This window comes from Actinobacillus indolicus, from assembly GCF_004519515.1.
GTDB classification, from domain to species: domain Bacteria; phylum Pseudomonadota; class Gammaproteobacteria; order Enterobacterales; family Pasteurellaceae; genus Glaesserella; species Glaesserella indolica_A.
Genome location: NZ_CP038145.1, coordinates 1,213,408 through 1,226,967, shown reverse-complemented (window position 1 = coordinate 1,226,967; position 13,560 = coordinate 1,213,408). Strand labels below are relative to the sequence as shown.

At 36.6% G+C, this 13,560-nt stretch carries 11 protein-coding genes; 1 reads left to right on the top strand and 10 read right to left on the bottom strand.

Features of this window, described 5'->3' with window-relative positions:
- Positions 1 to 70: 70 nt before the first annotated feature.
- From ptrA to EXH44_RS05960, 8 genes are all read right to left on the bottom strand, one after another.
- On the bottom strand, positions 71 to 3,013 hold the full coding sequence (ptrA, locus tag EXH44_RS05995) for a pitrilysin (protein ID WP_162856670.1): 2,943 nt from the start codon (positions 3,011 to 3,013) through the stop codon (positions 71 to 73).
- A gap of 144 nt (positions 3,014 to 3,157) precedes the next feature.
- Positions 3,158 to 6,436 (bottom strand): exodeoxyribonuclease V subunit gamma, encoded by a 3,279-nt coding sequence (gene recC, locus EXH44_RS05990; protein ID WP_162856669.1) that lies wholly within the window; start codon positions 6,434 to 6,436, stop codon positions 3,158 to 3,160.
- 51 nt (positions 6,437 to 6,487) lie between these two features.
- The gene (locus EXH44_RS05985) at positions 6,488 to 6,787 is read right to left on the bottom strand and encodes a DUF5374 domain-containing protein (protein ID WP_162856668.1); all 300 of its coding nucleotides are present in this window, start codon (positions 6,785 to 6,787) and stop codon (positions 6,488 to 6,490) included.
- Positions 6,780 to 7,439 (bottom strand): DUF2572 family protein, encoded by a 660-nt coding sequence (locus tag EXH44_RS05980; protein ID WP_162856667.1) that lies wholly within the window; start codon positions 7,437 to 7,439, stop codon positions 6,780 to 6,782. Before EXH44_RS05980 ends, EXH44_RS05985 begins: the two co-directional genes overlap by 8 nt.
- A complete protein-coding gene (locus EXH44_RS05975; RefSeq protein WP_162856666.1) occupies positions 7,436 to 8,131 on the bottom strand; it encodes a hypothetical protein in 696 nt (231 codons plus the stop codon). The genes EXH44_RS05980 and EXH44_RS05975 overlap by 4 nt, the downstream gene beginning before the upstream one ends.
- Positions 8,097 to 8,606: a pilus assembly FimT family protein gene (locus EXH44_RS05970; protein WP_162856665.1), complete on the bottom strand. Its 510-nt coding sequence runs from the start codon at positions 8,604 to 8,606 to the stop codon at positions 8,097 to 8,099. The genes EXH44_RS05975 and EXH44_RS05970 overlap by 35 nt, the downstream gene beginning before the upstream one ends.
- A gap of 88 nt (positions 8,607 to 8,694) precedes the next feature.
- Positions 8,695 to 9,225: a bifunctional 3-hydroxydecanoyl-ACP dehydratase/trans-2-decenoyl-ACP isomerase gene (gene fabA, locus EXH44_RS05965; RefSeq protein WP_010785985.1), complete on the bottom strand. Its 531-nt coding sequence runs from the start codon at positions 9,223 to 9,225 to the stop codon at positions 8,695 to 8,697.
- A gap of 120 nt (positions 9,226 to 9,345) precedes the next feature.
- On the bottom strand, positions 9,346 to 10,980 hold the full coding sequence (locus tag EXH44_RS05960; RefSeq protein ID WP_162856664.1) for an AAA family ATPase: 1,635 nt from the start codon (positions 10,978 to 10,980) through the stop codon (positions 9,346 to 9,348).
- 76 nt (positions 10,981 to 11,056) lie between these two features.
- On the opposite strand from EXH44_RS05960, the gene matP reads away from it, so the two are divergent.
- The gene (gene matP / locus EXH44_RS05955) at positions 11,057 to 11,503 is read left to right on the top strand and encodes a macrodomain Ter protein MatP (RefSeq protein ID WP_162856663.1); all 447 of its coding nucleotides are present in this window, start codon (positions 11,057 to 11,059) and stop codon (positions 11,501 to 11,503) included.
- Between the two features lie 58 nt (positions 11,504 to 11,561).
- Here matP and ompA read toward each other — a convergent pair whose 3' ends face one another.
- Together ompA and EXH44_RS05945 are read right to left on the bottom strand one after the other, a co-directional pair.
- The gene (gene ompA / locus EXH44_RS05950; protein WP_162856662.1) at positions 11,562 to 12,653 is read right to left on the bottom strand and encodes a porin OmpA; all 1,092 of its coding nucleotides are present in this window, start codon (positions 12,651 to 12,653) and stop codon (positions 11,562 to 11,564) included.
- Positions 12,654 to 12,815: 162 nt separating this feature from the next.
- A complete protein-coding gene (locus EXH44_RS05945; protein WP_162856388.1) occupies positions 12,816 to 13,469 on the bottom strand; it encodes an IS1595 family transposase in 654 nt (217 codons plus the stop codon).
- Between the last annotated feature and the right edge of the window lie 91 nt (positions 13,470 to 13,560).

Genomic DNA, 13,560 nt, shown 5'->3' with positions numbered 1-13,560 from the left:
TGTTAATTAAAATCGGCATAGTAGACAAAATGATGGCTAATTTCGTCAAAGCTATGCCTATTTTCTAAGACTAATACTGCTTAATCTCAAACCCCTTCTGCAATGCTTCCACGCTTTCAACCTTCTCAAAGCCTTTTAGATCTGCAACTTGGTTAATTTTTGGATTTTTACCAACGGCTTGGCTGGCAAAAACAAAACCTGTTTGGTCGATAATGGTCTGCTGATAGAAATCAAGAATATCTTGTTTCGTGAGTTGTTTAATCAGTTCAATCACTTTTGCTTTACGGTCAAATTGCCCGTTGCCCCGTGCGAAATCGGTGGTAAATTCAGCAAATTCTTGATCTAAGGACTCCGGCTTATGTTGTAACACTTCAAGTAGGCTTGCTCGATATTTTTCAAACTCTTCGGCACTCATTGCGTTAAGTTTAGCCAAACTTTCTTTAAAGAAGCGTTCATTGTGTTGCATTATCTCTTTTGGTGAAGCGGTCGGGCTTTGCACCGAAAATTGCAAGCCTGATGTAGTGCCGATACGAGTGTTATAGGCGTAAACCACATAACCTAGCTGTTTGTCTGTACGCAAATCATCAAAATACCAACGAGAGAGAATATCTTTTAATAAACTCGCACGGCTTAATCCCTGTAACTCATCATAACCTTTTGGGAAATAGGCGATTGTTAAAGCATTATCTTCGTGAGAAATCTGTTTGATATGATTTAGCTTGCGTTGGCTTTGATTAATGTCGAGATAACGTCCTAAATCAATCTGGCTATTTTGATTGTTAAAGACAGTTTCAACTTCCGTTGCAATCTGTTTCACTTGGTTATCTGAAAGATTTCCTACCGCAAGCACGCGTAATGATGTCGCCTTATTCAGTAATTTTTCACGCATTTGCTGAATATCCGCCAAGCTGACCTGCTCGATCATTGCTCGCTGTTTTGCCACTTCAAAATAGGGGTAATTAGAAAAACGAGTAATTACCGCATTTGCTTGGCGTAAAGCGTTCTCTTTTTCTGCACGATCTAAGGCTTCAAGATAACGCTGTTTCGCTTGAGCTAAGGTATCTTCACTTAACGCAAATTGTTGGAATAACGCCATTTTATCTTTCAGCAATTTTGCTAAATTTTGGGTATAACCGTCCGCTTGTATCAATACACCATTCTCTGTCGATGAAACATCGGCACTCATGCCTGCAACGGAAGCTTGGAAATCAATTTTGCTTTGGACTAAATCACTCATATAACCTAGCAATGTTGTACTGACGGCTTGTTTAAGATCTTCCACTTTTGGCGTAATGCCTAGCACTAACGAGATTTTCGCTTTTGGTTCGTTAGCAAAATAATGGCTTGGCATTGCATAGATTTGCGTGCCTTGTTCTGCTTCAATCAGTTGCGGTTTTAAGCGAGATTTATCACTTTCATTTAGGCTGAAATCCGTTGCGAAGTACGGGTTCAACGCCGGCAATTTAAGCTCAGGATTTTGGCTAAAATCAAGCCATTTTGCCTTTTGTTGCTCACTGATTTTATGCACGGCATAAGGGGCTTCAAAATATTTGGTTTTTTTATCGGTTTTCGCTTTATCATCAACGAGCAAAATACGCACGTTAGCTAATGTCATCTCTGCAAGTTTTGCGTTGATCGCCTGCGTATCCATCTGTTCAATGGCATAAGGCTGGTCGATGATATTTTCGAGCGGATAATTCATCATTTGGCTCACCAAATCGGCGACATAATTGCCACTTTTTTCCGTCTGCAGATGTTGAAACTCTTGGCTTAAGCTCTCTTTTAATTCATCAAAATAGCTCTGTTGAATACCTGCTTTTTTGACCGCTTCAATTTGCTGGAACACCAACGAAATAATTTTGTCTTGTTCCGCTAAACCTTTGTCAGTCAATTCAATATAAAAGGTAAAATCGCCACGATTGCGACTAACATCATCACTTGCAGAGGCTTGAACACCACTGTCAGACAGCCCTTGCTTAATCAAATAATCAGACAGCGTGCCATCGGTATTATTATTGAACACATAAGCGAGATACGCCCCTGTTTTATGCTTAAACTGAGCTTTATCTTCAGGCATATCAAAGGAAATCGCCAACATCTTGCTTGGTTTCACCGGTTTATAATGGATCATCACCGCTTTATCTTCCGCACGGAAAAATGGCATATCCACCGTCGGGGCAGTGAGTTTTTTATTCTCAACCTTGCCTAAGGTCTGTTCTGCAAGTTTTGCCAGTTTTTCAATCGGTTGATTAGAATAAAGCACCGCCTTCATCAAGTTTGCGGAATAGTATTGTTGATAAAATTTCACTAATTCATCTTGTAGCGTACTATCAGCTTTATCAGATAGCGTGACCTTATTCCCAACAGCAAATTTGGTAATCGGGTGGTTCGGGTTAGCGGTAGCAAGATTAACATCGTGCATTAAAAAGCCATCGTTGGATTTCGCTCGCACCATCTCCGCATTAACCGCATTCACTTCTTTTTTAGCATTCGTCTCAGATAACAACGGTTGAGCAAAGGCATCAGCAAGGCGAGCCACCGCTTCATCAAAGGCATTGTTATTTACTTCAAGATAATAAACGGTACGATCTGACGCAGTAAAGGCATTATTGTAGCCCCCGTTTTTCGTTAAAAAGCCATCTAAGCTGTTGGTTTCAGGGAAGGCTTTTGACCCCATCAAAATCATATGTTCTAAATAGTGAGCCAAGCCTTGTTGCTTAACTGGGTCGTCCATTGAACCGACAGGCAAACCGACAGACATTAGCGATTTGTTTGCTTTGTCATCTGAAATCAGTAACACGTCCATTCCATTAGCAAGACGAATACCTTGATAGATAGCTTTATCCGTTGGGCTTTTATTGATGGCTGTTTTGATTAGCTCAAAGCCTAATTGCTGTTGAGTGTTTGTGATAGCGGTAGGTTGGGTCGCAGAATTTGCAAAAACAGGCAAGGAAACCACTGCTCCTAAGCCTAAAATTAACGATAAGCTGTAACTTAATAATGATTTTTTCATTTTTTCTCCTTTAATTATTCTTGTCGAATGTTATTGTGAGTATTTTTCGTAGGGGCGGGGGTTATCCCCGCCCGTTCAAACGAATACGAGTGGGGATAAACCCCACCCCTACAACATATTTTAAGACCCACAATACATACACATCTAATTTTCTTGCTCCACCATACTTTCAATCATCACCCCAAACCATTTCTCTGTTCGCTGTGCAATGTCTTGGAAATCAAGAGCTTCTGTTTGTGTGATTACTCGGACTAAATAAGGATCTTCACTTAATTCAACGATATTTCGACAAAGATCAGCAGGGTTAGTTTCCGATTTTTTTGGATCTTTGAGTGATTTAAAATATTCTCGAATATCTTTAGTAATCGCCCATTTTAATTCGGTTTGGCTTGCCAAATAATCTTGTAAATAAAGATTTAATATCTCCGTTGCTTCTGTTTGCGAAATATCATTAAAGGTTAGGCAATTTGCTTTTTCACCTTGTCGATAATAAAAACGTAGCGAAAGAATAGGGTGATTATTTGCTTTTAATAACAAATAATAAATCCACGCTTGAATAATATCTTTATCTCGCAACCCACCTACTCGCCATAATACCACTTCATTATTAAAGCAATTTGGAATATTACCCACAAGTTGATATTTTCTCTCTGCAAAAATAACAGAGTGTTCTATTTCAATAACGTTTTTCTCTTGCGATAAATAAGAAGATAACGTATTTCTCAAAAGCTGAATATCTTCGGTGAGTTTTGTTTTATTAATCTCTGCAAAATAACGAGCGGGTAGATTGCCTTTTAATTTTTCATTCTCAAAAAAGAGTTCAATATCTTGTTCTTCGACTTGAATTAAATCATCAAGTAAATTATATCTTTCCAAGCCAGATAATTGGAAAATTTCACTTTCTTCAATTTTATCTTCATTCTGCTCAAAACGAACCCCTAATTGTTGTTGGAAGAAATATTTTATTGGTTCTTGAATATAATGAATAAACTGGGTCAGTGGAATATCTGACATTATATCTTCCTGCGTCTTGGTTAATTTCTGCAAGAAATCTTTGCGTGGTAAGATATTATTTTTAACTTCCAACCACTCTTTATCATAAGCCACTTTACCTTCTCTGAAATTATTTGGGCTAAATACAGTCATTGGGTGAACAGATAATAATTTAGCGTAGTCAGTTTCAGGCAGATTTTCCTTCAAATAATCAAATAACTGTGTCACCAACACTGATGGTAATTTGTCTTGGCTACTTGTGAGCGACTGCCCGATATAACTGATATAGAGCATTTGTTGAGCAGAAAGCAGGGCTTCAAGGAAAAGATAACGATCATCATCTCGTCTTGAGCGGTCGCCTTTTTGTGGGGCGTACTGCATTAAATCAAAGCTGTTGATCGTCTGTTGGCGTGGAAACTCGCCTTCATTCATACCTAACAAGCAGACCACTTTGAAAGGAATTGCTCGCATCGGTAATAACGTACAGAAATTCACCTTACCCACAAGGAAATTTAAGTGGCTACGCTGTTCGCTCAGCTGTTGAGTAAATAGCTCAAGCATCACATCAATGCCTATCGCTTCTTCAAAATGGCTGTGCTGAATTTGCTCAATCACATCACGGATAGCCTGCTGTAAGGTCAAAATCGCATCAATACTTTGATCATTTTCTTGATACGTCTGTGCCACAAGGGCAAACAGCTGTTCTTGCCAAGCAGATAGGCTCTGTGACTGACAAATAAAGGCGTGCCAAGCGGTGAGATTGTCGATAAATTTTGCTAAATTCCCCGTTAATTCAGAGATTAATCCATAGCTTTCATCAAAAGCTAAAATGTTCTGCCAACCATTATTTTCTGCTTTTAAACTTGTGCCTAATAATAATCGGTTTAGCCCGTTTTCCCACGAATTATAATTCTGCCATTCTGGGTTCTCTATTTTTAAGCCAGATCTAATGCCAACAGATTTAATCCATTCTCTTAATGTATTAATGTTCTGTTCATTAAATTGGTATTTTTCCCGAATAGCTGAAATATCAAAGAGATCTAATATTTCTTCTGCTGAGAATTTATTTTCTTTAATCGACAATAATTGTAAAAAGCTCGCAATAATTGGATTAATATAACTAATTTTCTGATCTGATAAAGTAAAAGGAATATATCTTTTCTCTTTTTCATAACGAGAAAATACCGCATTAATATAAGGTGCATAACTATCAATATCCGCAGACATCACAATAATATCTTTCGGGGATAAGTCAGGATAGGTTTCAAATAAATATAATAATTGATTATATAATACTTCTACTTCACGCATTTTGCTGTGACAAGCGTGAAGCTGAATGGAACTATCTTGTTGACCTAAATGAAATGTTGAGCGATATTCTGAATATAAAATAGATTTTTTAATTTGAGTTAATAATGTTGTATTTTCATCTTCAAAATGATTATAAAGCGATATATCTTGAATACCTGTTTCAGTTAATAAATTTAAAAATTCTTTACCTTGTTTTCCCCAAGCTGTTAATAATGGATTTCCTTGTTTTTCAAATAACTCAGCTAATTCTGTTTCAGATAAATTATCTTTTAACGCTAATTTTTCTAACACCTTATCTTCACGATCATTTGCCCAGTATTCCATACTTGGATTAGTGAAAAAGAGATGAACATTGCAATGCTCACTCAATTTTTTCAATACTGCGAGCTGAGAATGGGGAAGAGAGGAAATGCCAAACACAAAAATCCGTTTCGGTAAGCGAGCTTTTTCGGTGGCGGTTAAATTATCAAGTTTATCGAAATAACGCTGTTGCAAATAGGCACGGTGTGAAGTATTAAAAATCGCTTCATCGCTATCCTGCTTTATATCGGTAACCAACGCATTCCAAAGGATACTTTGCCACGCCACATTCGTCGCAATCTCTTTGGCATTTTTTTGCTTAAAAGAGACCGCTCGCATAATCTCATCAACCACCGCTTGCGATTGCCCCTTTTCCCATAGCACCAGCCATTGCGGACGATACACGAGATATTGGTCAAACAGATCAGCGATTTTCTCAGCTAATTGATACTGTTTTAGCTGATCGCTTTGGCTTAAATAGGACGCAAGAGCTTCAAAGGAAGGCTGTTCAAGGAACTGCGGAATTATTCGCATTAAACGCCACAACATTGACTGACGATCAAAGCTATTCTCTTTCGGCAAATCCGGAAAAAGCACACGATATTGTTGCCATAAAAAACTGGTTGGGTAAGGAAATTGCACATTACCAGACACCCCGATTTCTTGAGCAATCTGCATTTGCAACCATTGTGCCATACCTAAACTTTGTACCAACACAATCTCTTGGCTAAATGGATCGGGGTTTGGATCTTTCGCTAAGATCGCAGTCAATAGATTTTTCTGTTCGGTTATTTGGTTTGAATAATATACTCTAAACATAGCAATTCCCCTTTGTAAGCAAGCTATTTTAGCGAGTTTGGGGGGAATGATCTATTTTCCTTTTTCAATCACAACCTCACCGCTTGCAAAGCTGACTTTAAGTGTATTACTGCGACATTCTACCTTAAATATCTGTTCATTTTGGCGGATTTCGTTTTCGCAGGGTTTTCCAGCCATTAGCAATGCAATCTGATTTTCGGCAATTTGTAAGGCTTGCTGTTGCTGAAAAATAAGTGTGCTTTGCTTATTTTGTATATGTTGCCAACGGCTATAACCTAAATATATCACTGAAAAAATCAGCATAACCACCATTAATGATGTCAGGCTTTCTGCCTTAATAAGTTTATTCATTTGCTAATATATTCCGTGAATAAGGCAAATAGTGCCAAGATGAAAATTTATTTTCCAGATGTTGAATAACTTCTTTTTTATAACTGAGATTTCTTTCTTCTCGTAAATTATCATAGGTGGAATAAAGTGTGCCATACATTCTTTTACTTCCTGTAAGATCAAATAAATAATCGGTAATGATAATGCCGTAAAAATCTTTTTCTAACTTTTCATTAATATCTTGTAATGCAATCACAATCTTAGGGTTCTCTAGACTACTTTCTGGCAACTCCGCTAAATGATTGATTTTATATATCTCTGATTGATAAGGTAATAAATTTAACCAGTTTTCAATTTTATCTACTTGAATATATTTTTCTTTAGTTGGTTTAAAAGGATCAAAAACAGAGGAAAATTGACAATGAAAACTGTATTTCATTACCTTAAACTCGAAAATAATATCAGCCTGCTTTTGCTTCTGACATTCTATTTCAGGATCTATTGCTAGCTTTTCAAGAAGTTTATATTTATCGGTGAGATATTGTTGATAATAGAATAAGCTCACTTTTTCTTGTTTTAACAAGCTATCTTTATTGAGAAAAATTACTGCAAACAGACCGCTTAATAATATCAAAGTAATTAATAAACTACTGGCTGGATAATAACGTTTCATTTATCACTTCCATTTAATAGGTAACTATAAGCAGTGGCTTGATATTTTAGTTGATTATCTTTGCTAGATGAGAGAGATAATTCTATTTTCAATAATTTAGTCTGCTCAAGCCATTCAAAAGATAAATTTTCGACATTATAATCAGACATATCTGACATTTTTCGCCAGTTTCCTTTTTGACAATTTGTTAGGATCTTTTCACACTCTGCTTGATGACAGAATTGAATTTGACTGTCTTCATAAATAAAAATTGCTTTATTTTCCAATTTAAATCCAAAAATTTCTTGGCTTACCTCTTTAGTATTATTTACGCTATTTATTTCGCAGGCTTGAGTTTTATTTCGATTTCCAACACAACCATCACCACTTAAATCATAAAAAAACATTAGACAATTTGGATTGTTCAGTGAATAACGCTTATTATTGTTTGCAAATAAACCATAATTTGTTTCTTTTCTATTTTGTCCTTGATAATCAAAATGTTGAATATGTTGTTGAAAATACTCAAGTAATTGGTGAGTATGTTTTTGTAAATTCAATAATTCCCGTTGTTTGATTTGATTGCGATAGCTATCACTATAAAAAGAAGATAAACTCCATAAAATAATGCAACCTAGAAATAAAGATAATAATATTTCAATCAAACTAAATGCGTGATTAACAACTGGTACGTTTGCCTTTTTGAATAACATTAATCACTCCATTTTGTTCCACTTGTAAGATTTCATAGATGTTATTGACCGTAACCCTTAAGCACTTTGACTCTAATCGCCCAGACTTTCCATCAACATTAATAAAAACTTTGGGATATAAACTATTATTTTTAACTACGGCATTTTCTGTTTGATAGAGATAATAACTTTTTTGAATATCACAACTTGCGATATTCAAACAGTTACAAGGGATCTGTTTATCACTGATTTTTTCAATGGCGACCATACACCATTTTTTATCTGCTACATTTTGGCTGATAGAAATAGAATAATTCTGTTTTTGATAGCGTGCTTTAGCTTGAATTTGATAAATAAAAGACTTTATATGATCGATTTCATTATTTAAGACAATATGGTCTTGTAAATAAAATAAGGTGGGTGAAAAGAAATAGAGTGCGATTGCCATTATGCTAATCGCAAATAGAGTTTCAATAATAGTGATCGCACGAAACATAATATCTCTCCCAAAGTGAGAGAGATATTAGATGTTGAAAGGATTTTGTAAATCGGCAATTTTTATTTTTTCGACACAGATCGAAAAATTAGAAAGATGTTGTATCTTGGAATAGACCCACTTTTAAGTCTGTGGCAGTATAAATAATTCTGCCATCAACTTCGACTTCGCCATCAGCAAGCCCCATCACGAGCTTACGGTTGATCACACGTTTCATATTGATACGATAAATCACTTTTTTAGCTGTCGGTAGAATTTGCCCCGTAAATTTCACTTCGCCAACCCCTAAGGCTCTGCCCTTGCCTTTACCGCCGACCCAGCCTAAGTAAAAGCCAACCAGTTGCCACATTGCGTCTAAGCCTAAGCAACCCGGCATTACAGGATCGCCGATAAAGTGACAGCCAAAGAAAGGCAGATCTTGGTTAATATCTAATTCCGCTTCAATATACCCTTTCTCAAACAGACCTTCTTTGTCGGTGATTTTGGTAATTCTGTCCATCATCAGCATTGACGGTGCTGGCAGTTGTGGACCTTCGCTACCAAAAAGTTCGCCTCGTCCTGACGCTAAAAGATCGTTGTAATCATAACTTGGTTTGATGTTGGGTGTACAAGTGTTCATTATTTTGTTCCTGTAATAAAGTGGAAAAGTCCGTTATTGACGGTTTATGTTGCGTTTGCTTGATAAATACATCTTAACAGACTTTTAAAATAGCGAACAGTTGTAAGCTGACTTGTCGGATCAGTGCCCCTTTAACAGTTTGCGAATTTTTTGGAAAATCGAACCGCTTGCGTCTTCATTTTCGCTCTGTTCGATCCCTTGATGAACTAACGCAAAAATGGATTTTTTCTCACTGTTTTCAGGCAGATCTTCATCATAAAACAGGTGCTGTAACAGAATTTGTAAGGCTTCAAAGACATCTTCGACTGCCCAAATATGAAATTTTCCAGCTTCAATCGCCGATAATACCGCAGGTTTTAAGCTCAAATGGGAAACGCATACCGCTGGAATAATAACCCCTTGTTTCCCCGTTAATTCCCTTGCTTCACAAACATTGAAAAAGCCTTCAATTTTCTGATTAACGCCCCCTACGCTTAACACATTCCCAAATTGGTCAATCGCCCCTGTCACCGCAAGGGATTGTGGCAATGGTAACTTGGTTAAGGCACTGATAAGCACGCAGAAAATGGCTAACGATGAACTATCCCCATCAATTTCACCATAAGATTGCTCAAAGGCAACGGACGCTGAAAACGGAAGCTGTGTCGGTAATTCCAGTAAATTTGCCAAGCAAGATTGAGCGATAATAATCCCTTTAGAGTGAATATTGCCCCCTAGCTCCACTTTGCGTTCAATATCGTGAATTTCTCCATCACCATATTGCACGTTACAGCTAATGCGTAATGGCTCACCAAAACTATGGGGAACACCATCAAACTCGACCACAGATAAGCCGTTAATTTGCCCGATAGTTTCTTCTTCCGTTTCAATATAAAGCTGATGATTTAAAATATCATTTAAAACAAATTTATTTAATACGCCAGACTGTTTTTCTAAATAATCAAAATAATCTTGAATATGGTTAAATTGGGTTTGTTTTGGATAAAAATGTTGTAATCCTAATAAATGTTTTTTTAATAATGTCGGTGAAATAGAAATTAATGTTTGATTTTCACTTTCACGAATATAATAATGTAAAAGCTGATTTAAACCTGTTTTAGAAAAGGTTCTATTTAGATATTTTTTGGTTGAAGATTGAATATAGCTTCCCCATTGTTCGCTATTTTCTTCATCAATATTCAAATACGACTCGATTTCAGCATATTGGCAAAATTGATATAAATCTTCATCATAATTATGCAAAGTTGCAATATCATCTCTACTACCTACTAATATCAATTTGAATTGAGATTGAATAGGCATAATTGCTTCAGGTAATTTACCTGCAATAATAGGATCAAACTGCCCAAATAACAGAGCTTGTTTTAATTTATCCCATTGCACAATGTCTAATAATAATGCACTCACATTTAAAATAAGAATACCCTGATGAGCTTGCTCAATCGCCCCTGCCACCGTTTTAATCTGATTTTCTTTTTCTAAATAAAGGCTATATCCAAATAAACTTTGGCGATTAAATTCTGTTTTTAGCACCGTTTGGCAATGTAAATTTTCAAAATAGTCCGTGATTTCATTTAAAAATTCAGGAAATAGTTCCGTTTTCAAAATGAGTGCCGAACCAAATTCACTTAAGGCAAATTGTTGCATTGCCTGTTGTGTATTTTGTTGAAAATCCAAAAATCTCACCGCTTGATCGGTCTGTTTAAAAGGATAGTGAACGCTTAATGATTGCAACGATAATGGGGATACTTGCACAAATTTGCCTCTTCATAGAAATTTGCTTCATTATACCTATAATTACGCTATACTTCACAAATAATTCGGAGGCAAAATGCGATACCAAAAACTTGAAATTCAAGAAGCAAGTTGGAAATGGAAATACTTGCTGAAAAAATATCGTGAAGGCGAAAATATCACCAAATACGAAGAACAGAGCTTGATCGAATTGAAAGTTCAATTATTAACCACCTTACAAAACTCGCCCGAAGAAATCGAGCAATGGATTAAAGCGGAAATGACATCTGAACAACGCAAGAAAATGCGTCAATCAATTCGAGCAAGACGCAAGCGTTTTTTCAATGCCGAAAAGCAATCGACCCGTAAAAAATCTATAGATTTAGAATACGCCAGCTGGCAACGCCTTTCTAAGCAAGCCACAGAAATGGATCTGACTTTATCTGAAACCATTCATTATTTGATTGATGAATTAGAGAAGAAACAGATTTATGCTGAACAAGTGGATAAGATGAAAGCAAATTTAAAAGCATTATTAAAATAGAAAGTAAAATGCCCGCATCAAGCGGGCATTTTACTAAGCTTTTCGGCTTAAGAAGTCATTACATAGAAACTTCTTTTGAACCTTGAACTTGGATTTCAACACGACGATCTGGTGCTAAGCAAGCGATTAATGCTTTACGACCTTTAACTGCGTCACATGTGTTGCCAGTTACTGGGTTTGCTTCACCGTAACCTACTGCTGTTACGTTCGCCGGGTTTACACCTTTAGAAACGATGTAGTTAGCTACTGTTTCTGCACGACGTTGTGAAAGTTTTAAGTTTGATGCTTCTTTACCGATACGGTCTGTGTAACCATTTACTTGTACCGCTGGGTTAGCTAAACCTAAACCAGAAATTTCAGTATGAGCTGCGTCTAATGCTTGAGCTGCTGCTGGTTTTAAGTTCGCTTTACCGAAGTCAAATAATACATCTGAGCTGAATGCGAAGTTTTTAGTTACAACTTCAGGAGCAACTGGTGCAGCACCTTGACCGAAGCGGTAAGAAACGCCTGCTTTAACCGCACTTAAGTCTGGACGGTAGTCTGATGCGCCCATACGGTTAAGAGTTGCTTGGCTTGCTTTGCCTAAATTGTTTAACCATTGGTACTCAACGTTTACCGCTAATTCTGGAAGAATTGCGTATTCAACACCTGCACCTAAAACTAATGAGCTTTGGAAACGAGATGTTTTTGTAGGAACATGAGTTTGAAGATCTACTGTTTTATAACGGTTGTTCACTAATGCAATACCAACACGACCAAATACATCTAAGTTAGGAGCAACTTCGTAGCTTGGTTTTAAGCTAATTACTGTACCGTGAGCTGAGTGTTTAAAAGTTTGTTTGTCTTTACCACCAGCAACTTTCTCTTCAGTACCACGAACACGACCAAAACGCTCATAACCAATTTCTGCTGCCAATCCAACATTTGCTTGGTTAAGAATTTGGTAACCAGCGAATACACCGTAAGTTACACCATTACGGTTGATACCATATTTACCACCGTGTTTAGCATCTAATTGTTTGATACCATCGTGGAATGATGACCAACCCACGTTAGCACCTGCGTAGAAAGTATTTTGTTGTGGTGCCGCATTAACTACTGAAGCTAAAGCTAGACCAGATACTGCTACTGCAATTACAGATTTTTTCATTTTGATGATCCTCATCTAAACGTCATAGAATAAAAAATTACGCAAAATAATAATTTACGCACACATACTTACTCTCTTTTAAAGAGAAATAACTTCATATAAGTGTTTAAATTATATCAATAAAATTATTCAAAAAAAATAAGGGGCTGTAGTAGATAAGGTCTAAATCCCACACCATTTTCTCAATATTTTAAGCTGATTAGATGGTGTGCTGTAGTTAAATCTAAACTCACATTCTTTGATAAAAAGATGGAAGTTTTTCTTGTCAATGCCATTGTATTTTCTAAGTACTCGTTTGGCTTGAGACCAGAAATTTTCAATGCCATTGATGTGGTTGTGATCTTTGACAAACTCTTTGGAATGATTGATGCGAAAGTGTTTAAACTCACTCACATCAAGAGCATTATAGCTTCTGTAACCATCTGTGTAAACGATGCTATCTGGCTTGATTTTGCTTGAGATGATAGGCATTAAGGTACTTTGCTTGGTATCTTTTACAACAACAGTATAAACCTTGCCATTACGCTTCAAAAGACCAAATACAGCTGTTTTGCCACCAGCTCCACGACCTCGCTTGCCTTTGCGAATGCCACCGAAGTAGCTTTCATCAAGCTCTACTTCGCCATCAAACAAAGTGTGAGCTTCAAGGTTGAGATTATATTCTATCACAAGTCTGATTTTGCGGTAAAATAAAGCTGCTGAATTGTGCTGAATGCCAAGCAAATCACTTGCTGTTCTAGCAGTAACTTGTGCAACAAAAAATTCAAGCAGTTTTATTTGAACTTTTTTACTTAATTTACAACGAGTTATCTTCATGTTTGTAGTATAGCATAAGTGCTAATCTACTACAGCCCCAAAAATAATTATTTCTAATATAGAAGAAAAACGCCCGTAAAAACGGGCATTT